The following is a 20148-nucleotide window of genomic DNA, read 5'->3' as shown; positions in this document are numbered from 1 at the left end:
GTTACGCATGATCCTCTGCTGCGGCGAAGCCCTGATCGACATGATCCCCCGGCCCACGACGGAGGGCACCACCGGTTTCGTCCCCCACGCGGGTGGCGCAATCTTCAACACCGCCATCGCGCTCGGGCGGCTGGGGGTTCCGGCGGGAATGCTGACCGGCCTTTCCTCCGACATGTTCGGCAAGATCCTGGCCGATACGCTCACGGCGTCGCAGGTCGATACCTCGCTGGTGATCACCTCCGACCGACCCACGACCATGGCCTTTGTCGAACTTGAGGATGGCCATGCAACTTACCATTTCTACGATGAAAACACCGCCGGTCGCATGATCGCCGAAGCCGACCTGCCCGTGTTGCCCGCAGCGGTCGGGGCGCTCTATTTCGGCGGCATTTCCCTGCCGGTCGAACCCTGCGGAGACACCTACGCCGCACTTCTGGCGCGCGAGGGCGCCGACCGTGCGGTGATGATCGACCCGAACATCCGCCCCGGATTCATCCGCGACGAGGCGCGCTACCGCGCCCGCCTCGCGGCCATGCTGGCGGCGGCCGATATCGTCAAGGTCTCGGACGAGGACCTGGGCTGGCTGATCCCCGGCGCCACGCCCGACGCGGCCGGCCTCGCAGCCCTTGCCGCGATGGGCCCGAAGGTGGTGATTGTCACCCGCGGGGCCGATGGTCCGGTCGCTCGCCTGCCCTCGGGCGAGGTGATCGCGGTGCCGGCCGAACGGGCCACGGTGGTCGACACGGTCGGCGCCGGCGACACGTTCAACGCGGGCGTTCTGGCCAGCCTTGCCGAACAGGGCGCGCTGACCAAGTCCGCCCTGGGTGTGATCGGGGCTGAGCCTTTGCGCACCGCGCTGGCCTTCGGCGCCAAGGTGGCCGCGGTCACCGTGTCGCGTGCCGGTGCCAATCCGCCGTGGCGAAAAGAGCTGACCTCTTAAAACAAGAGCTTACGGGCGTTTCTTCAGATCCCGCAGCACGACGTTGGTCTGCGCGCTGCGCACCGCATGCATCTGGAACAGGAATTCCTCGAGGAAGCGGTTGTAGGCCTCGATATCGGCGCAGCGCACCAGAAGGTGGTAATCGGCCTGGCCCGTCGTGGCATAACACGCCTCGATCTCGCGCCGCGACGCCACCCGGGCAAGGAAGGTGCCAAGCCGCTCCGGGTCGTGGCGCACCAGCTGCACATGCACGATGGCGTGGAAGCCGAGGCCCATGCGTGCCGGGTTCAGCCGCGCGCCGTAGCTCTCGATGATCCCCGCCTCCTCGAAGGCCTTGACCCGCCGCCACAGCGCCGAGGTTGACATGCCCACCCGCTCCGCCAGCTCGGCGTTCGAGACGCGGCTGTCGCGCGCCAGGTGGGCAAGGATCGCCCGGTCCTTCTCATCCAGGTCCATGCGAACTGACATACCAGATTATTTCCAATCGGCGAAACGGGAATTCGCGTGTGGCGGAAAAACATGGTGGATACGGGATCTCATTTCCCCTGCGCGCGGCGATCATTTTCGGGCGAACAGGAGACAGCCATGACAGAGCCGCGCCCCAATCTTGCCCCCTATCAGCTTGAAGATCGCTACAGCCGCAGCACCGGGCGGGTGTTCCTGACCGGCACCCAGGCGCTGGTGCGGGTGTTGCTGGATCAGGCCAGGCGGGACAAGGCAGCGGGGCTGCGGACGCAGGGGTTCGTCTCGGGCTATCGTGGCTCTCCCCTCGGTGCGCTGGACCTCGAGATGTGGCGCGCCAAGGCCCCGCTCGCCGAGGCGCAGGTCACCTTCATGCCCGCGGTGAACGAGGATCTGGGCGCGACCGCCGTGCTGGGCAGCCAGCAGGCCGCGCTTGACCCCGATTGCGCGGTCGAGGGGGTCTTCGGCATGTGGTACGGCAAGGGGCCGGGTGTCGACCGCTCCGGCGATGCGCTGCGCCACGGCAACGCCTACGGCAGCGCGCCGAAGGGCGGCGTTCTGGTGGTGGCGGGCGACGACCACGGCTGTGTGTCTTCCTCCATGCCCTTTCAGTCGGACGTCGCCTTCATGGCGTGGTTCATGCCGACGCTGAACCCTGCCGACGTCGGAGAATACCTGAGCTTTGGCGAATACGGCTATGCTTTATCACGATTTTCCGGAACATGGGTCGGCTTCAAGGCGATTTCGGAAACGGTGGAATCCGGCCGCTCGGTAGAGCTTCCGGCGGACCGCAGCTTTACCCTCCCGCAGATCGACACGCCGAACCTGCACATCCGCCCCTCCGACCTGCCGAGCGCCGAGATCGAGACCCGTATGGGCCACAAGCTGCGCGCCGTGGAGGCCTTCGTCGAGGCCAATCCGATCGACCGGCGGATCTACGACGTCGAGGCGGCGACCTATGGCTTCGTCACCACCGGCAAGGGCCACCTCGACCTGATGGAGGCGCTTCGGCTGCTGGGGTTGGACGAGGCCGCGTGTCGGCGCCTGGGGATCGACATCTACAAGGTGGGCATGGTCTGGCCGCTGGCGCGAAGGGACGCGCTGGCGTTTGTGAAGAACAAGCGCGAAGTCCTTGTCGTAGAAGAGAAACGCGGGATCATAGAAAGCCAGTTCAAGGAGTATTTCTACGACTGGCCCGGGCACAAGCCGGACAAGATGGTGGGCAAGCACGACGCCGAGGCGACCCGCGACCTGGTGCCTTGGACCGGGGAATTGTCGCCGTTGATCCTTGCCCCCATCGTGGCCGAACGGCTCGACGCCTTTTTCCCCGAGGAAGGCCTGCCCGCCCGCGCCGCTGCACTGACCGCCGAGGCGCCGCCGGTCCTCTCGCTGCCCGGCGCGAACCGTACGCCCTATTTCTGCTCGGGCTGCCCCCACAACACCTCGACCCGCGTGCCCGAGGGCAGCCAGGCCGCCAGCGGCATCGGCTGCCACGGCATGGTCAGCTGGATGGGCCGCGACACCGGCGGCTTCGCCCAGATGGGCGGAGAAGGCGTGCCCTGGGTCGCGACCTCGAAATTCAACGGCGGAAAGCACCTGTTCCAGAACCTCGGCGACGGGACCTGGTACCATTCCGGCAGCCTCGCAATCCGTCAAGCTGTGGCAGCGAATACCAATATCACCTACAAGATCCTGTATAACGACGCGGTCGCCATGACCGGCGGCCAACCGGTCGACGGACCGCTGAGCGTGCAAGGCATCGCCCAGACCTGTCGCGCCGAGGGGGTGCAGCGGATCGCTCTGGTCAGCGACGACATCACCAAGTTCCGCAAGGCCGATTTCCCCGCCGGGACCACCTTCAACGACCGCGCCGACCTGGACATCGTGCAGCGCGAACTGCGCGAGGTGAAGGGCGTGTCAGTGCTGATCTACGAACAGACCTGCGCCACGGAAAAGCGCCGCCGCCGCAAGCGCGGCACCATGCCGGAGCCCGCCAAGGTCGCGGTAATCAACGAGTTGGTCTGCGAGGGCTGCGGCGATTGCTCCGTCGCCTCGAACTGCCTGAGCGTCGAGCCGGTCGAGACGGAATTCGGCCGGAAACGGCGCATCAACCAGAACTCCTGCAACAAGGATTTCTCTTGCGTGGAGGGGTTTTGCCCGAGCTTCGTAACCCTCGAAGGGGCCAGCAGACGGCGCCGTTCGGGCACCGAGGTGGACGTGGCCGCGCTGAAGTCGGGCCTGCCCCTGCCGGCCCTGCCGTCGCTGGAGACGCCCTTCGACCTGCTGGTCACCGGCGTCGGCGGCACCGGCGTCGTGACGGTCGGCGCACTGATCACCATGGCCGCGCATCTTGAGGGGCTGGGGACGAGCGTACTCGACTTCACCGGCTTCGCGCAGAAGTTCGGCACGGTGCTAAGCTACATCCGCGTCGGCCGGGGGCCCGAGGCCCTTCACCAGGTGCGGATCGGTGACGGCGCGGCGGACGCGGCAATCGCCTGCGACGCGGTGGTCAGCTCCTCCCCCAAGGCCTCGGTGCATTATCGCAAGGGCACGCGGATGGTCCTCAACACCGCCGAGATGCCGACCGGCGACCTCGTGCGCAACCGTGACGCCGACCTCAGGATCGGCGCGCGGGAACGGATGATCGCGGGTGCGGTGGGGGCGGAAAACCTGAGCGTTTTCAATGCCAACCTCACGTCGGAGCGGCTCATGGGCGATAGTGTTTTCGCCAATGTAATGATGCTGGGCTACGCTTGGCAGAAGGGGCTGGTGCCGGTGTCGGAGATGGCCCTGAAACAGGCGATCCAGCTCAACGGCGTGGCGGTGGAGGCCAATGCGCGCGCCTTCGACCTGGGCCGGGTAATGGCCGAGACGCCCGAGGCGCTGGCCCCCCTTGCGCCGGACGCCACGCCCGCCGATCCCGAAGCGCAGATCGCCCGTAGGGCGGAGTTCCTGACCGGCTACCAGAATGCGGCCTATGCCCGGCACTACACCGACAGGTTGGCCGCGCTTCGTGGCAAGGTCGACGAAGAAGCCCTTGAGGCCGCATCAAAATCCCTCTTCAAACTGATGGCGATCAAGGACGAGTACGAGGTCGCCAGGCTGCAGACCGACCCGGCCTTCACCGCGAATCTGCAGGCGGAGTTCGAGGGCGATTTCAAGGTGGTCCACCACTTCGCGCCGCCGATGCTGCCGCTTGGCCGCGACGCCCGCGGGCGCCCGCGCAAGCGGAGCTTCGGCCCCTGGTTCCGCCCGGTGCTCTCCCGCCTTGCGCGTGCCAAGGGGCTGCGCAACAGCTGGGCCGACCCGTTCCGGCACACCAGGGACCGCAAGCTCGACCGTGACCTGCTGCGCTGGTACGAGGCGCTCCTCGACCGCGCCGAGAGAGAGTTTTCGCAAGATACCAAAGAGATGTGGCACGAAGTTCTGGCTGCCCCCAGGGACATCCGCGGTTATGGCCCGGTGCGCGAGGCCGAGGCAGAAAGCGTGCGCGCCGCGGTCGACGCGCGTCTGTCCAAGGCCCGGACCATATCCCGAGTGAAATAGTAGGATTGCATCCCCCACCTGTTTCCGACTAAAAAACTCGGAAACAGGACGAGGGACATCCGATGAACGCATCCTACAAGCGCCGTATTGGCCGGACCCCGCTCGCGGGGCTCCTGGGTGGCGGGCTCGCCACGCTTCTTGCAACGACGGCGATGGCCGAGGGACCGCGGGTGAAGGTCCTCGACAAGAGCTTCCACACCGCGGGCGCGATGTTCGCCTATACAGAATACGAGCTGGCCGGCGAACCGCTGGCCGAGGGGCTGGGCCTCAATCTCGACGTGCTGGATCCGGACCAGGCCAACAAACCGACGCGGTTCGATTTCTCGGCCGGGATCAGTGCCTACGAGTTCTCGGAAGAGGCGATGTACGCACTGAACTACCAGTCGCAGTTGGGGCCGCACATGGTGAACGGCCCGCTGAACGCCAAGGCGGGCGGGACGATGGCGGATCTGGGCAAGCGGTTCCTGACGCTGGCCGCCTCGGTGGGCTTTCCGGCGGACGAGCTGCCGCTGAACCTCTATCCCGTGGCGCTGCCGCTGTCCGAAGGCACCCCCGAGTTCCGCGGCCCCGTCGATGTCTCTTCGGTCAATACCGACAGCTTCGACGTCACCACGCAGGCCGGGGTGCAGAAGACCATCGAGGCGATCACCCCCGCCTATTTCCGCGATTACGGCAGCCTGGCTTGGCAACCCGAGGCGAAGGGCACCGTGACGCCCGACGCGGCGGGCGGCGCGCTTCTCAAGGACGTGATGTGGGCGCAGGATTTCCTTGGCGGCATGCATGACGCGCAGTCCGACGAAGAGATCGACGACATCCCCGCGCCGGATTTCGACAAGGACGGCAAGCACAAGCTTGGCGTCTCCTCCGCCGATGGCATCAACGGCGTGATCCTGACCCAGATGGCCTGGGACCAGCTGCTGACGCTGCGCGATCAGTTCCTCTATGATGGCAAGACCCTGGGGGCCAAGCTTGATCCGTCCTACGATGGTTCGAAACCGGTCTGGATCCCGGCCGCCACCGCCGTGACCCTGTCGCCGAAGAACGGCATGAACGCGCTGGCCGACCTGAAGGTGAGCAATGGCGCCTCGACCCTGCGGGGCACCTGGGAAATGCTCTGGCCGCTGGCCGAGATGTACGGCTACACCGACCAGCGAACCGCGAACAAAGGGCAGAACAATGCCTTCCTCGCGGTGTTCGACGGGGCCCCTTTCCCCTCGGCGCCCGAGGCCAACCGGGCGACGGCGCGCAGCGGCTATGTCGCGGCCGACGATCCCTTCTCGGTCGCCGAGCAGATGTCGAACATGGCCTTCGTGAACCTTTCAAAGCTGCATTTCGATCCTGAGGCCGGCACCCTCGTCGACCGCTGGACGCCCGAAGGACGCGGCAAGGTCGCGACCACCTTCGACAGCGCCTATGCGCTGGTCGCCGCCGGCATCTATGCCCGGGCGATCGAGGCTCTGCCGGTGGGCTATGCCTCGGGTGACACGGGCAAGCCGCTGGGCACGCCCGAGGGCAAGACGGCGATGACGCTGATCAAGGCGCAGGCCGATTTCATCGTGAAGACCCTGATCGGCAAGGACGGCCTCGTGGCCGACAGCTACACGATCGGCAAGGGCCCGTCGGCGGCCCGCTCTCTCGGCACCCAGTTCGCGGCGATCCGCGGGCTTGCGGCCGCCTTCACCGCCACCGGGGACGAGACCTACCGCACGGCGGCGCGCGGCATCTACACGGCGGTCGAGGCGCATATGGTCGACAAGGCAAGCGGGCTTTACGATCCGACGCCGGGCAAACCCTTCGACGTCGATCCCTGGACCCAGGGCGCGGTGATGGGCGGACTGCACGCGCTGATGCAGGTCCTCGTCAACCGCGAGGGCGAGACCGATCCCACGCTCGGCCTGCAGAACCTGACCCAGCGCTATGCCACCTGGTTCGGCACCGTGGGCTACGGCGTTCAGCTGGCCGAATGGGTGGGCGATTCCGGCGAGCATCTGGTCGAGGGCGACACGAGCGGCGACATCAACGGCAACGGCGTCAAGGGGCTGACCTTCGCGGGCGGCAAGTACGGCACCGCGCAGGTGATGGCCGCGAAGATCCGAGTGACGCCGGGCAGCTGAGCGCCCCCGGACCGGCATGGACGACGACGCCGGGGACATGACGCCCCCGGCACGGAAAGACGAAATGGATGACTGAACACGCATCATCGGCCCTTCCCGGCGCCGCCCCGATCCCGGGGCGGCGTTCGCGCGTGAAACGGCGCGAGCGGCGGCTGGCCAAACCGGCGGAACTGGCGCTGGTGTTGCTGCTGCTGAGCGGGGCCGCGATGTTCGACGGCTTCGGCCTGCCCTGGGCTCTGGTGCGGGGCACGATGGCACTGCACGCCGCGCTGGCGGTGGCGCTGGTGCCGCTGCTGGTGATCCCGTTCTGGCGCGCGCACCGGGGCCGGGTCGCGACCAGTGCGCGGCGCTTTCACCGGGTTTCGGGCCGGGTGCTGGAATGGGGCCTCGGCCTCGTGTTCCTCAGCGGTGCCTGGCTGTTGTTCGTGGGCTGGAACGGCACCGTCACCGGGGGCACGGCGCATTGGGCGCACCTGATCCTCGGCCTGCCGCTGGTCGTGCTGCTGCTGGTCCATGCCTGGCGCTTTTCGGTGATGCGGACGGCGCTGGGGCTTGGCGCGGTGATCGCGCTGACGCTGGCCGGGGCGCAGACGGCCCATTCCGCCACGACCGAAAGCCGCACCCTGCTGATGGAACCGGGCGGCACCCTGCTGGCGGCAACCGGCGATGGCGGCGCGGTCAGCCGGATCGACCCGAAGGCCGGCACCCTGCTGGCCGAGGCGGCCCCGGGCGGCGACATCGCCGCGGTGGCCGAAGGCGGCGGCACGATCGCAGCGACCGATTTCGCGCGCTCAAGGCTGTTCACCCTCGATCCCGGAACGCTGAAGATCCGCAACACGATCCCCCTGCCCGGCCGCCCCTCCGGCGTGGTCTGGGACCGGCGCAACCACGTCTTCTGGATCGCCGCGACCGAGGGCGACCGGCTCTATGCCGTAACCCCCGGCGGCCACGTCAGCCAGGCGCTGAAGACGGAGGAAAGCCCGAAGGGCCTTGCTCTGCTTGCCGACGGGCGCCTCCTGGTCAGCCACCAGCTGATCGGGGCCGTCTCGGTCTACGACACGACGCGGATGCCCCCGGTCAGGACCCAGCTGATCCGGCTGGCGGAAACCTCGGCCCCGGACCAGACGGTCAGCCAGGGCCTGCCCCGCGGCCTCGACCGGATCGCGGTCAGCCCTGACGGCAAGCAGGCCTGGCTGCCGCACATGCTGTGGAATTTCGATCACCCGTTCCAGTTCCAGTCGACGGTCTTTCCCGCGATCTCGGTCCTGCGGATCGGCGCCGACAAGATCACCGAGGTCCCCTCGCGCCGCAAGCAGCTGTTCAAGCAGATCAACGTGCTGGAAGACGGGAACCGCACCCGCATCGTGTCCAATCCCGCCGATGTGGCCTTCTCGAACGACGGGTCCAAGGCCTATGTCACCATGTCGGGCAGCGAGGATCTGGTGGTCTTCGACCTGTCGCGCGCGCTGCCGATCGACAGCCACTCGAAAAAGGCGCGGACGACCGACGGCGCCGCGGCGGTGCAGATCTACCGCCATCTGCCGGGCGAGATGCCGACCGGGATCGTGGTCGCGGGCAAGGACATCTGGATCCAGAACGCCCAGGGGCTGGACCTGACGCGCGCGACCACCGGCGGCGCGGGCCCCTTTGCCCGGGTCAAGATGGTCAAGGATCACGCGGTCGTGCTGCAGCGAAAGGATCCGCTGCCGCCCGCCTTGCGTCGGGGCGACCGGCTCTTTCACCTTGCCAACACCGCGGCGATGCCCGATGCGCCGATGACCGGCGACAACTGGATGAGCTGTTCATCCTGTCACATTGACGGGTTCAACTACACCAACCGGGCGCTGTTCCGCGCGACCCCGGTGGACAAGTTCACCTCTTCTGTCACCGGGCACGGGTCGATCAAACACCTCGTGGCCGGTGATTTCGTGGGCGATTACATTCGCATGGTGAAGAACACCCAGGGCGGGATGGGCGCCGACACGCGGTTCCCCGCACCCGACATTGATCCCGATGCACCGCCCGCCCAGGTGCGCAAGGCGATGGAGGATCTGCACGACTACGTCACCGCCCCGGGCAACCTCCCGCTCTTGGCGACATGGCTGCGCGCGGGCGACGGCGGCGACCATGTCGACCCCGCCGCCTGGGGCGGCGCCGCGACCTGCGCCACCTGCCATTCCGCAATCACCCGACAATGGGCGGACTCGCTGCACCGCGTCGGCGCCGGATCCGACCCCTATTACGTGACGCTCGAGGATCTCGCGGCCAAGACCGAGGGCGAACCCTTTCGCGCCTGGTGCATGGGCTGCCACGCCCCCGAGGCCCTGCTCTCGGGGGCCCGGAAGACCACTGCGCAGGCAGAGCTTTTCACCCGCGGGGGCCGGTTCCGGCAGACCGCGGCCCCGCTTACCCTTCACGCCCCGGATGAGGGCGCCGGCTGCCTGACCTGTCACGCGGTCTCGAAGATCGAGGCCTCGGGGCCCTCGCTCGGCGGCAACGCAAGCCTGAACCTCGCCCCGGACACCCGGCCGACCTATCCGCTGGAGACATCCGACAGCGCGCTTCTGCGCAAGATCGCGGGGCGGCTGATCCGCGCCAAGCCCGAGAAACACGCGACCTCGCTGATGCGCAACCTCGGCGGCGGGTCGACACCGCTCTGCGCCGCCTGCCACGAGGAATACGCCCCCGGGACCGGCGCGGTGATCGTCGACACCTACGACGAATGGGCCGCCTCGCCCTACAACGCGCCTGGCACCGCGGCGAACCGGAACTGCGCCGATTGCCACATGCACGCCACGGTCGCGAAGATCGGCACACCGGTGCCGGGCCGGTCGACCGACGGCGGCCCGCTCAAGGCCGACGTGCGCACCCACGGCTTCACCGGCGCGCAGTACCACCTTGCCGGACTGCGCGACCCGGCACGGCGGGCGGAATCGGTCGCGCTTCTGCAAAGCGCGGCGCGGCTGGGCGCGCGGGTCGACGGCGGCCGGCTGGTGGTGCGGGTTAGCAATACGGGCGCCGGGCACGACCTGCCGACCGGCGTATCGGACTTCCGTCAGATGTGGCTTCAGATCACCGCGACCGATGCCACGGGGCGGGTGGTCCTGCGCTCGGGCCAGCTTGACCCGGGCGGACACCTCGACCCCGATGCGCGGATCTTCAACAAGGTGCTGGCGGATGGGAGCGCGCATGGCGTGGGCCTTGCCTTCTGGCGCCTGCGCAAGTTCGCGGGCGACACCCGGATCCCCGCCAGGGGCCACCGCGACGAGGCCTTCGCCCTGCCCGCTGACACCGCCTATCCGCTGCGGGTGACGGCCCGGCTGTTGTTTCGCACCTTTCCGCAGGCCGTGACCGATGTGGTGCGCGCCCGCTTTCCCCTGATGCCGCCGCCCGAACCGGTCGAGATGGCGACGCTTTCCGAAGTGCTGGAGACCCCCTGAGATGTTCGTGACCTTCCTCATCACCTTCCGCGAGGGGCTCGAGGCCTTTCTTCTCGTCGGCATATTGCTGAGCTATCTCGACCGGCTGGGGGCCGGCCGGCAGGCGCGCTGGATCTACCTCGGCGTGGCGGCGGGGCTGGTCGCCTCGGTAGTGGCGGCCTTCGTGCTTCAGGTGCTGGTGGGGCAGCTGTCCAGCCACGCGATCCGTACCGTCCTGACCGCCGCGATCATGCTGCTCGCCACCGCGATCCTGACCTACATGGCGATCTGGATGGGCAAGCAGGCCAAGGCCCATACCGACGAGGCAAAGCGCCGGCTGGAGGCGCATGTCTCGGCCGGCCGGGTATTGGGGATCGTGGCGCTGGCCTTCCTGTCGGTGCTGCGCGAGGGGATCGAGACGGTGCTGTTCCTCTCGGCGCTCAGCTACAGCGGCGAAGGGATCTCGGCCTGGGGCAGCCTCGCGGGGCTTGCCCTGTCCATCGTCGTGGTCTGGCTGTTGCTCCGGGGCACGCGGCAGGTACCGATCGCGGCCTTCTTCCGCTGGACCTCGCTTCTGCTGATCGTGATCGCGGCCGGTCTGCTGGGCTCAGCGATGAACCAGCTGCAGGTTGTGGGCGTCGCGCCCGGGGGCACCGCGCCGGTCTTCGATATCTCGGGCTGGCTGCCGGACAGCACCGGTCCCGGCGTCTTCCTGCGCGGATTGTTCGGCTACAACGCCACGCCCACCGGGCTGCAACTGGCCAGCTGGGCCGCTTACCTTGCGATCGCAGTGACCTTCTGGGGGCGGGCCCGTGCACGCGGCGCGTGACACCCGACCGGCGCATGTCGCCGTCCTCGGCGCAGGGCCGGCGGGGCTGACAGCCGCGTGGGAGCTTCTGCGCGCCGGCATCCGTGTCACGGTGGTGGAGCGCCGCGCGGCGCTGGGGGGGCTTGGCGGCACCACCGCCTGGGAGGGAAAGGACGGCACCTACCGCTTCGACTTCGGCGGCCACCGCTTCATCACCGCGAACCGCGACCTGATGCAGCTTGTCGACGACCTGCTGGGCGACGACCTGCTGACGGCCGAGCGGCATTCCGTGATCCGCTTCCGCGGCCGAACCTACGATTACCCGCTGTCGTTGGGCAACCTTCTGCGCAACGCCCCGCCCGGGCTGCTGGCGGGAGCCGCGCGCGACGTGCTGGCGATGTCGCTGAAGCGGCCCGAGCCGGGCCACGACTTCGCCAGCTGGACCACCGCGATGTTCGGCCCGACCCTCTACCGCACCTTCTTTGCCGGCTACACCCAAAAGCTCTGGGGCGTCCCGCCCGAGATGCTCTCGGCCGACTGGGCGGAGCAGCGGATCTCGCTCATGGACCTGCGCGAGGTGGCGCGCCTGTTGCTGCCGGGGGGCGGCAGGGGGCCACGCACCTACGCACGGCGCTACCGCTACCCGCGCCACGGCTTCGGCGTGATCTTCGAGCGGCTGGCGCGGCGGCTGGAACGCGAGGGGGCGACCCTTGCGACCGGCACCCGCGTCACCGGGCTGGCCGAGGGCGAGGCAGGCGTCTGCGCGGTGCTGACAGACCGGGGGCCGATCCCCTGCGATGGCGTGATCTCTACCCTGCCCCTGCCACAGATGCAGGAAATGGCGGGCGGCGGGCCGTCGGGCCTGCGGTTCCGGGGGCTGAGGTTCCTGAACTTCCCGATGCGGATGGAAAACGTCTCGCCCTACACCTGGCAGTACCTGTCGGACGACACCCTGCCAGCCACACGCCTGCAGGAACCCCGCCGCCGCTCGCCCGAGATGGCGCCGCCGGGGATGACCTCGCTGATGCTGGAAATCCCCTGCGATCCGGGACAGCCGCTGTGGTCTGGGGACGATCACGCGTTGATGGACCGGATGAAGCCGGGGCTCGCCGCGCTGGGGATCGACATGCGCCGCTGGACAGGCGAAGTCTGGGGCGCGCGGGCGGCGCAGGCCTACCCCTTGATGACGCTGGGCTATGCCGAGGATCGTGCGCGCGCCTTCGCGCATCTCGCGCGCTGGCCCAATCTGGTACAATGCGGACGGCAGGGGGTGTTTCGCTACATCTTCACCGACACCGCGATGGAGATGGGCCAGATGGCCGCCGCAATGCTGATCTCGGGCCGCGACATGCGGGCCCAGATCCACGACCACCGCAACGAGCGCAACGTGATCGAAGCGCAGAGTATCGCCTGAGGATCCCATGTTCAGCCTCCCGACCCGCCTTCCCCTGCCGAGCCCGCTCAAAACCGCGGCGGCGCGCCGTCGCCTCCTGCTGTCGCGGCGGCCTGCCCCGGCTCTTGCCCCATCCATCGCATCGGCCCTTGCCCCGGCCCTCCTTGCCCCTCTGCTCGCGCTGACGGCGGTGCCGCTGATGCCCGCGCCGGTGTTCGCCTATTCCTATGCGGCGAATGGCGAGGAGCCGCTTCTGCAGGGGCGTGCCGCGCTCTTCGCGGCGGTGGCCAAGGGCGACTGGGCCGGGGCCGAGGCGGCGTACAAGGTGATGAAGCCCGACCTCAGCTATCTCGACGAATTCGAGGATTCCGGCATCTCGCAGCGGTTCGAGACGGCGCTTTCGGCGCAGGATGCGGCGGCGGTGCAGGCCGCCTTCACCCGCGCCGCCGCGGACGAGATCGTGCGGCGAATGAACGGCGCGCGCGACAACCTCGACACCTACCAGGTCGCCAAGACCCTCGTCGTCACCGCCAACCGGTTCTTCGCGGCGATCGAGCCCGATGTCGACCCGGCGATCGCCCGGCGAATTCAGGCGGAGCTGAGCCGCGCGGCGGATGCGATCGGCAACCCCGGGGTGTTCGGCGTCGGCCAGAAGAAACCCGATCCGCAGGATTTCGACGAGGCCAAGGCCGGCATCGTCGCCGCGCTGAAACCGATCCGGGGGACGGCCGGGGCGACCGCCGCCGAACCAGCGGCCGGCCAGGGTACGGACAGTTCGGGTACGAATGCCCCCACTTCGGAAGGCCCCTCTTCGGAAGGCCCCACTTCGGAAGGCCCCACTTCGGAAGGCACGGCGAAGGAATGAGCCTGCGCCTCGGCTGGGCCATGGCTGTGGCGCTGTGGCTGGCGGCCGCGGCCTGGATCGCGGCCCACCCGGTGACCCCGGGATCGGATGACGCGCTGTTCCTCCTGCGCGGGCTGACGCGATTCTCGGTGCTGGAGTTCCGGCCCCAATTCCCGGGCTACCCAGGGATGGTGGCCATGGGGCGGCTGCTTCTGCCCTTCGTACCCACTCCGGAGGCCGCGATGGCCCTGCTCGCCGCGGCGATCGCGCTGGCGTTGCCGGCCGTTTCCGCGCTCGTCGTGGCCCGGCAGCATGGCGTGGCGCCGTGGCGCAGCGGGGCCGCGTTGGCGGTGTTCCTCGCGGTGCTGGGCCAGCCGCTGATGCCGGACCTCGCGCTCAGCCGCCTTACGGACGGCGCGGGGATCCTGTTCGTGCTGGTCTTCCTGGCCCTCTTGCCGCGCGGGCGCGCGCCGTCTCACGGCTGGCGTGCCCGAGGGTTTCGTGCCAGCGCTCTGCCTTCCAGCGCTCTGCCTTCCAGCGCTCTGCCTTCCAGCGCTCTGCCTTCCAGTGCTCTGCCTGCCGGGATCGCGCTCGGCTGGGCGGCGGCCTGCCGTCCATCGGACGCGATTCTGATCCTGTCCGTGGCCGGAGGGGCGATTGCCGCGCAGCCTGCGCTGTGGCGCGGGCTCGGCACGGGCTTTGCGCTGGTGATCGCCCCGGTTGCCGCTTTCCTGCTGATCCATGAACCGCTCTACCTGCGCGAGGGGCTGCGCTTCACCGAGGGGCACGCGCTGATCTGGGGCAACACCCCCTTTTCGGACCTTCCGCGCCCCGCCACCTGGCCGGAGACGGTGCAGAGGATCCCCGGCGGTTGGCTGCTTCTCGGGCTGCTGGCGCTGGGGGCCCTGCTGGCGCTGCGACGGGGCGGGCACCAGGATCGGGCTGCGCGATGGGCGACGGGAGCGGGCTTTGTCGGCCATGCGCTCTGGACCTGGGGCTTTCAGAACCCCGAGAGCCTGCGCCACCTTGCGCCGCTTCTGGTGCTGGGGCCTGTGATCTGGGGGCTGCAGCTGCCCGGCCTTCCGGCGCGGATCGTCATGGGGCCGGTAATGGGACTGGGCGCCGCCGGTCTTGCCCTGACGGCTGCGCCCGATCCCCGGGCCGCAGCCCCGTCGCAGAGGGTCGCGACATGGGCGTCAGCCACCGATGCCACGCTTGCCACGAACGAGGGGGTCAGCCTGCTGCGCGCGGCACTACCCAACGCGCGGATCTATGATCAGCATTACCGGGCCGACGCGGCGCTGGGGTTGCAACTTGCGCCGGGGGCGGCGTTCCGTATCAGCTATACCGCCCTGCCGGGCCGGAGGCCGGCGCAGGTGTTTCCGCGCCGCTTCGCCGGCGAACACACGCTTTACGCCTATGCCCGCCCTCCGGCAGATCAGATCAGCGGGCGCCGCTCGGGTTTGTCGGCATCCGTCAGGCCCACCTTCGCCAGCGCGTCCGGCTTGGCCACCTTCAGCGACCCCTCGGTCCAGCGCGCCAGACCGCGCTGGCGCAGCCGGGCCAGCGTCTTGTTGGTGTGCACCAGCGACAGCCCGAGCGAATCCGCCAGATCCTGCTGACGGAACGGCATCGGCACCACGCTGTCCTTTTCCAGCCCCACCGCCTGCAACCGCTGGAAGATCCGCAGAAGCGCCCAGGCGATGCGCTGCTCGGCGTCGCGCTGGCCCAGTGTCAGGAGGGTCTCGCCGAGGAAATGCTCCTCCACCGCGGACATCCAGGTCAGGTCGTAGGCCCGGTCGGGATGGTTGCGGAACAGCCGCCACAACTCGTCGCGGTTGAAGGCGCAAAGCTTCATCTCCGTCGCGGCCATGGCGGAATGTTTCATCTCGCCCATCAGCCCGGCCTGAAGCCCGATGAAATCGCCCGGGAAGACGAAGTTCACCACCTGGCGACGGCCGTTCTCGAGTGTCTTGTAACGGGTCCCCATGCCCTCGAGCACGGTGAACAGCTGGGGCGAATTCGCCCCCTCCATCACGATCGTGCTGCCGGCCGAGATCTGAAGCTCTCCCGCTTTGAAGCCGCGCATGAACTCGACTTCGGTCTCTGACATCTCGTCGAACAGGCTGCGTCGGCGCAGCGGGCAGCGGGTGCAGTCGACCTTGCTCATGGCGGCAATCCTTTTCGAGGGTCCTATGTCGCAGGTAATTGCCAGCCTGGCTCAATGGTTCCATGCTCGGCACTCGAACCAATCCCCGAAACAGTCGCAAACCCTTCCGATTCGCGTCGGGAGGAGACAGGACTTGGCGCGATGCTACTTTATGACGAACCCTACCGGGGGGCCGGCCTGCCGGACACGTCAGCGCCCCCGGCCCTGCCGCCGTCGGCGACACACCCAGCCGCCTGCGCGGTCGGCCAGAAGGCCCGCAACCCGATCTACCTCGTGGTGCTGGCCGACATGGTGATCCGGATGGACCTTACCGAGGCGATCCACGAACTGCACCCCGGCGCCGAGGTTCTCGCCGCGAATACGCCGGACGAGGCCGAGGCGCGGCTGATGCCCCACGAGCGGCTGGAACAGGCCTTTGTCTCACAGGGGCCGGACGCCTATGCCGGATCGACCCTTGAAACCGAGATCTCGCGGCGCGGGGCAAGCGTCGTCCTTCTGGGCGATGCCGCGGAAGAGGCGCCCCCGGGGCGGCTTCCGGTGCTGCGCCGGCCGTTCAACCGCGCCGTGCTGATGTCGCACCTGCGGGCCGTGACAAGCTGATCGCGGCCTGCACCGGCTGCCGCGGGGGGAGAGGACGCGGCGGCCCGCCGCGCGTTCCGGACAGCGCCCAGACAAGGGTGCCGGCAGCGGAACGCGCGGCCCCTATACCATAGAACATCCCCTGGGGGCCCTGCGCCCCCAAACTGAAAACCCCCGGCGCCTTTCGGCACCGGGGGTATTTTTTGTTCTGCAACAGAGGATTGAAGGCCGAAGCTCAGGCCGCGAGCGTCTCCGTCGACGAGAAGAACATGGCCTGGCTGACGGCCGACCAGATCTGTTCTTCCGAATAGGGTTTCGAGATCAGGAATGCCGGTTCGGGCCGCTCGCCGGTCAGCAGGCGCTCCGGGAAGGCGGTGATGAAGACCACCGGCAGATCCGGAAATTCGGCCAGGATGTCGTTCACCGCATCGATGCCCGAGGAATTGTCGGCTAGCTGGATGTCGGCCAGCACCAGGTCGGGACGGTTCGCCTTGGCCATCTTGACCGCCTCGGCACGGGTGCGCGGGTTGCCGGTCACCTCGTGGCCCATGCTCTCGACGATCGAGGCGATGTCCATGGCGATGATCGGCTCGTCCTCGATGACGAGGACCTTGCCCGACAGCGCCCCTTCCATCTCGCGCATGGCGATCTCGATCAGTTCTTTCGCCTCGGATTCGGTGACCTGCATGATCTGGCCGACCTCGGCGTGGCTGAAGTCCTCGACCGAATGCAGAAGCAGCGCTTCGCGGGTGTTGGCGGTCAGCGACGACATGCGTTTCTGGGCGACGTCCATCACCCGGCTTTCCGGGGGCTCGTCGACCATGCCGCCGGCGCTCGACCACACGGCATGGAAGGCCCGGAACAGGCCGACACGGGCGGGCGTGCCCGCAAGCATCGAGCTGTCGGCGAGGATCGCCTCGAGGGTGGCCGCGGCATAGCGGTCACCCGCATCCTGGCTGCCCGTCAGGGCGCGCGCGTAACGGCGCAGATAGGGAAGGTTCGCCGCAACACCAGCTGCGAGATCGTCTTGCCCGTCGGAACTCATATTTGTTGCCTCCGCGTCTCATTTTCTTGGAACCGAACGCCATCGGGGACGTTAGGTTCCAAGAATAATGTGTCATCGAGCAATATAGAGCGGATCATGTCAAAGAACACGGCCTCCGACGGGGAACGGGCAAATCTCCGCCGTCAGATCGACGAAAATCTGCGGCGAGTCTATGAGCGCGAACTCGAGCGCGAGGTTCCCGACCGTTTCCGCGACCTGTTGAACGAATTGAGCGGCAAGATGCCCGCCGGCAAGGAGTCTGCGAAATGACCGCGGCGAGCGAGCGTCACGAAGACCCCCGCACCGCCCTTGCCGACCACTTGCCGTCGCTGAGGGCCTTCGCGGTCAGCCTGACCCGGGATTCCACCGCCGCCGACGACCTCGTGCAGGACACGATCGTCAAGGCCTGGACCAACATCGAGAAGTTCCAGCCCGGCACCAACCTCAAGGCCTGGCTCTTCACCATCTTGCGCAACACCTTCTATTCCGACCGACGCAAGCGCCGGCGCGAGGTGCAGGACAGCGAGGGCGTGCATGCCGCAAGCCTCGTCGAGAAACCCGCGCATGACGGCCGACTGGCCTTCGGCGAATTCTCCAAGGCCTTTGCCCAGCTCAGCCCCGAGCACCGCGAGGTGCTGGTCCTGGTCGGAGCCGAGGGCTTTTCCTACGAGGAGGCGGCCGAGACGATGGGCGTTGCCAAGGGCACGGTGAAAAGCCGCGCCAACCGCGCGCGCGCCCGGCTGTCCGAACTGATGGGCCTCGAAGAGGGCGAGGACGTGTTGTCGGCCGCCGGGGGCGAGACCCTTGCGGTGCTTGGACGCGCAGCGATCCCGGCCGCCTGATGCGTCTGGCGGCTTTGCGCCGGCTTACGGGGCGACTAGGATTTCGCATCACCTTTCTGCTCGCGCTGGGGATCCTTCCCCTCGCGATGCTTTCTGCGGTGCAGACACTGACGCTGAGCCACGAGGCGCAAAGCCGGGCGGAGGCCGCGATCCTTGGCGACACGGTGCGCGTCGCCTCGCCCGTCCTGCAGCACATCCTGCGGGCCCAGGGCGCGGCGGCGACACTTGCCTCGGCAGTGTCCGAAGTCGACAACGACCCCGGGAAGTGCCACGAGATCCTGTCCCGCTTCGCCCGCGCCAACCCGCTTTACACGCTGGTGGGCTTCATCCCCACGAACGGCGTGATGACCTGCTCGGGCTCGGGTCTGACCCATGATTTCACCGGCAGCTCCAACTTCCGCGACGCGATCAAGGAACCCGGGCCGACCTTCGAGGTGAACCACGAGGGGCCGGTCTCGGGCACCGGCGTTCTGGTCGTCGTCAATCCGGTGGAACACAGTGACGGCCGCCGCAGCGGCATCATCGTGCTGTCGATCCCGCAGCACGCGCTCGAGGTCAGCCAGGCCGGGGCCGCCGACAGTTCGGGCGTGCCGCCGTCGCTGCGGCTGTTCACCTTCGACAGCGACGGCAACGTGCTCACCTCGACCAAGGGATACGAGAAGGACAAGCGATACCTGCCGCGAGACCGGGCGCTGAAGACGCTGGCGGGCGACCGGTCGATCGCCTTCACTGCGACCGACGCCAACGGCCACCGCCGGATCTTCGCCGTGGTGCCGATCGTGGTGGGCAAGCTTTACGCCCTGTCTTCCTGGCCCGGAAGCTATGGCCAGGGCGAGGGCGCGCTGACCCGCCTGCCCCCGCTGATCCTGCCTGCGCTGATGGCCATCGTCAGCCTCTTCGCCGCATGGATGGCGGCCGAGGTTCTGGTGCTGCGTCACATCCGCCGCCTGCGCCACGCGATCCGCGCCTTCGCCAGCGGCAGCCGCGTCGTGCCCCTGCCCGGCAAGGGCGCCGCCCCCCTGGAAATCCGCGAGGTCGAGGAAAGCTTCGAGCGGATGACCGAGACGATCCTGCGCGACGAGGCCGAGCTGGAGGATGCGGTGCACCAGAAGGAGGTGCTGCTGCGCGAGGTCCATCACCGGATCAAGAACAACCTCCAGCTCATCGCCTCGATCATGAACCTGCAGATGCGGCGCGAGAAATCGCCCGAGGTCAAGGGCATCATGAAGAACCTGCAGGACCGGGTGATGAGCCTCGCGACGATCCACCGCGGGCTCTACCTCACCTCGGGCGTCAGCGACGTGCGCGCGGATGAGCTTCTGTCGGGGATCGTGAACCAGGTGCTCAGCTTCTCCACCGGGGACGAGCGGCGCTTCGAGGTCGAGACCGACTTTGCCGACATCCTGCTGACCCCCGACCAGGCCGTGCCGCTGTCGCTGCTGCTGACCGAGGCGCTGACCAATGCGATGAAATACGCGGGCGCCGCCGCCCCGGGGGCCGAACCGAAGCTGTCGGTCTCGCTCACCCGCGAAGCGGGAACGGGGGCCCGGCTGCTTGTCGAGAACTCCCTCCCCGAGGATATCCCCGACGCCGAGGAAGCGCCCCCCGCGCTCGACGGCCCCTCGGGCTTCGGCTCGCACCTGATCCGGGCCTTCGCGCAGCAGCTTGGCGGGAAGATGGAAACCGGGCAGAGCGACGGCACCTACCGCCTCGACCTTCAGTTCTCGGTGACGCCGCTGACCCGGGGCGAGGCCGGCAGCAGTTCCGCCGCAGAGGAACAGCCCCCCGCCGGACCGCCCTCCGCACCCGAGAGCCGCCCCGATGCGCCCACCGCATCGAGCACCACCGAAGAGGCCGACCGTGCCCGCCTTCGGGCCTCGGCCGCCGATATTTCGGGGGTGTTCCCCCGACGCAAGCCCTGACCGGAAGCGCCACGAAACAGGCGCGTTCCGGGCACGGATAGATTTTTCCAGCCGAGGCGGAACC

General features: G+C 68.3%; 14 protein-coding genes. 11 read left to right on the top strand and 3 right to left on the bottom strand.

Features of this window, described 5'->3' with window-relative positions:
- Nucleotides 1–7 precede the first annotated feature (7 nt).
- A complete protein-coding gene (locus tag CVV76_RS06370) occupies nt 8–940 on the top strand; it encodes a carbohydrate kinase family protein (protein WP_102223769.1) in 933 nt (310 codons plus the stop codon).
- Between the two features lie 9 nt (nt 941–949).
- On the opposite strand, the gene CVV76_RS06365 is transcribed toward CVV76_RS06370, so the two are convergent.
- Nucleotides 950–1396 (bottom strand): Lrp/AsnC family transcriptional regulator, encoded by a 447-nt coding sequence (locus CVV76_RS06365; protein ID WP_102223768.1) that lies wholly within the window; start codon nt 1394–1396, stop codon nt 950–952.
- Between the two features lie 129 nt (nt 1397–1525).
- Between CVV76_RS06365 and CVV76_RS06360 the strand changes: the two genes are divergently transcribed.
- The 6 genes from CVV76_RS06360 (at nt 1526) to CVV76_RS24925 (ending at nt 13547) form a co-directional block, all read left to right on the top strand.
- Nucleotides 1526–4948, top strand: coding sequence for an indolepyruvate ferredoxin oxidoreductase family protein (locus CVV76_RS06360; RefSeq protein WP_102223767.1), 3423 nt, complete (start codon nt 1526–1528; stop codon nt 4946–4948).
- 62 nt (nt 4949–5010) lie between these two features.
- Nucleotides 5011–7062, top strand: coding sequence for a hypothetical protein (locus tag CVV76_RS06355; RefSeq protein WP_233192737.1), 2052 nt, complete (start codon nt 5011–5013; stop codon nt 7060–7062).
- A gap of 68 nt (nt 7063–7130) precedes the next feature.
- On the top strand, nt 7131–10502 hold the full coding sequence (locus tag CVV76_RS06350; protein ID WP_102223766.1) for a hypothetical protein: 3372 nt from the start codon (nt 7131–7133) through the stop codon (nt 10500–10502).
- A 1-nt stretch (nt 10503) separates the two neighbouring features.
- Nucleotides 10504–11310, top strand: coding sequence for an FTR1 family iron permease (locus tag CVV76_RS06345; RefSeq protein ID WP_102223765.1), 807 nt, complete (start codon nt 10504–10506; stop codon nt 11308–11310).
- The gene (locus tag CVV76_RS06340) at nt 11294–12703 is read left to right on the top strand and encodes an FAD-dependent oxidoreductase (protein ID WP_102223764.1); all 1410 of its coding nucleotides are present in this window, start codon (nt 11294–11296) and stop codon (nt 12701–12703) included. Before CVV76_RS06345 ends, CVV76_RS06340 begins: the two co-directional genes overlap by 17 nt.
- Nucleotides 12704–12710: 7 nt before the next feature.
- Nucleotides 12711–13547, top strand: a complete 837-nt coding sequence (locus CVV76_RS24925; RefSeq protein WP_158243108.1) for a hypothetical protein — start codon at nt 12711–12713, stop codon at nt 13545–13547.
- A gap of 1417 nt (nt 13548–14964) precedes the next feature.
- Here CVV76_RS24925 and CVV76_RS06330 read toward each other — a convergent pair.
- Nucleotides 14965–15696, bottom strand: a complete 732-nt coding sequence (locus CVV76_RS06330; RefSeq protein WP_102223763.1) for a Crp/Fnr family transcriptional regulator — start codon at nt 15694–15696, stop codon at nt 14965–14967.
- Nucleotides 15697–15837: 141 nt separating this feature from the next.
- Between CVV76_RS06330 and CVV76_RS06325 the strand changes: the two genes are divergently transcribed.
- Nucleotides 15838–16296, top strand: coding sequence for a hypothetical protein (locus CVV76_RS06325; protein WP_102223762.1), 459 nt, complete (start codon nt 15838–15840; stop codon nt 16294–16296).
- A gap of 214 nt (nt 16297–16510) precedes the next feature.
- Here the strand turns inward: CVV76_RS06325 and CVV76_RS06320 are convergent, their stop codons facing one another.
- Entirely contained in the window at nt 16511–17320 is an 810-nt protein-coding gene (locus CVV76_RS06320; RefSeq protein ID WP_102223761.1) for a response regulator, read from the bottom strand.
- A 96-nt stretch (nt 17321–17416) separates the two neighbouring features.
- Between CVV76_RS06320 and CVV76_RS24920 the strand changes: the two genes are divergently transcribed.
- The 3 genes from CVV76_RS24920 (at nt 17417) to CVV76_RS06310 (ending at nt 20084) form a co-directional block, all read left to right on the top strand.
- Nucleotides 17417–17590, top strand: coding sequence for a NepR family anti-sigma factor (locus CVV76_RS24920; RefSeq protein ID WP_158243107.1), 174 nt, complete (start codon nt 17417–17419; stop codon nt 17588–17590).
- Nucleotides 17587–18162, top strand: coding sequence for an RNA polymerase sigma factor (locus CVV76_RS06315; RefSeq protein ID WP_102223760.1), 576 nt, complete (start codon nt 17587–17589; stop codon nt 18160–18162). Before CVV76_RS24920 ends, CVV76_RS06315 begins: the two co-directional genes overlap by 4 nt.
- A gap of 86 nt (nt 18163–18248) precedes the next feature.
- Nucleotides 18249–20084 carry a sensor histidine kinase gene (locus CVV76_RS06310; RefSeq protein WP_233192735.1) on the top strand — a complete coding sequence of 612 codons (1836 nt, stop codon included), beginning with the start codon at nt 18249–18251 and terminating at the stop codon, nt 20082–20084.
- Nucleotides 20085–20148: the final 64 nt, after the last annotated feature.

Source organism: Acidimangrovimonas sediminis, assembly GCF_002871005.1.
GTDB classification, from domain to species: domain Bacteria; phylum Pseudomonadota; class Alphaproteobacteria; order Rhodobacterales; family Rhodobacteraceae; genus Acidimangrovimonas; species Acidimangrovimonas sediminis.
The sequence above is the reverse complement of the archived record's forward strand: the minus strand, read 5'-3'. Positions and strand labels throughout refer to the sequence as shown.

What these genes read in the sequence shown, in the direction of transcription:
- CVV76_RS06370 (WP_102223769.1), top strand. Translation starts at nt 8, where the DNA reads ATGATCCTCTGCTGCGGCGAAGCCCTGATCGACATGATCCCCCGGCCC.
- CVV76_RS06365 (WP_102223768.1), bottom strand. Translation starts at nt 1,396, where the DNA reads ATGGACCTGGATGAGAAGGACCGGGCGATCCTTGCCCACCTGGCGCGC.
- CVV76_RS06360 (WP_102223767.1), top strand. Translation starts at nt 1,526, where the DNA reads ATGACAGAGCCGCGCCCCAATCTTGCCCCCTATCAGCTTGAAGATCGC.
- CVV76_RS06355 (WP_233192737.1), top strand. Translation starts at nt 5,011, where the DNA reads ATGAACGCATCCTACAAGCGCCGTATTGGCCGGACCCCGCTCGCGGGG.
- CVV76_RS06350 (WP_102223766.1), top strand. Translation starts at nt 7,131, where the DNA reads ATGACTGAACACGCATCATCGGCCCTTCCCGGCGCCGCCCCGATCCCG.
- CVV76_RS06345 (WP_102223765.1), top strand. Translation starts at nt 10,504, where the DNA reads ATGTTCGTGACCTTCCTCATCACCTTCCGCGAGGGGCTCGAGGCCTTT.
- CVV76_RS24925 (WP_158243108.1), top strand. Translation starts at nt 12,711, where the DNA reads ATGTTCAGCCTCCCGACCCGCCTTCCCCTGCCGAGCCCGCTCAAAACC.
- CVV76_RS06330 (WP_102223763.1), bottom strand. Translation starts at nt 15,696, where the DNA reads ATGAGCAAGGTCGACTGCACCCGCTGCCCGCTGCGCCGACGCAGCCTG.
- CVV76_RS06325 (WP_102223762.1), top strand. Translation starts at nt 15,838, where the DNA reads ATGCTACTTTATGACGAACCCTACCGGGGGGCCGGCCTGCCGGACACG.
- CVV76_RS06320 (WP_102223761.1), bottom strand. Translation starts at nt 17,320, where the DNA reads ATGAGTTCCGACGGGCAAGACGATCTCGCAGCTGGTGTTGCGGCGAAC.
- CVV76_RS24920 (WP_158243107.1), top strand. Translation starts at nt 17,417, where the DNA reads ATGTCAAAGAACACGGCCTCCGACGGGGAACGGGCAAATCTCCGCCGT.
- CVV76_RS06315 (WP_102223760.1), top strand. Translation starts at nt 17,587, where the DNA reads ATGACCGCGGCGAGCGAGCGTCACGAAGACCCCCGCACCGCCCTTGCC.
- CVV76_RS06310 (WP_233192735.1), top strand. Translation starts at nt 18,249, where the DNA reads ATGCTTTCTGCGGTGCAGACACTGACGCTGAGCCACGAGGCGCAAAGC.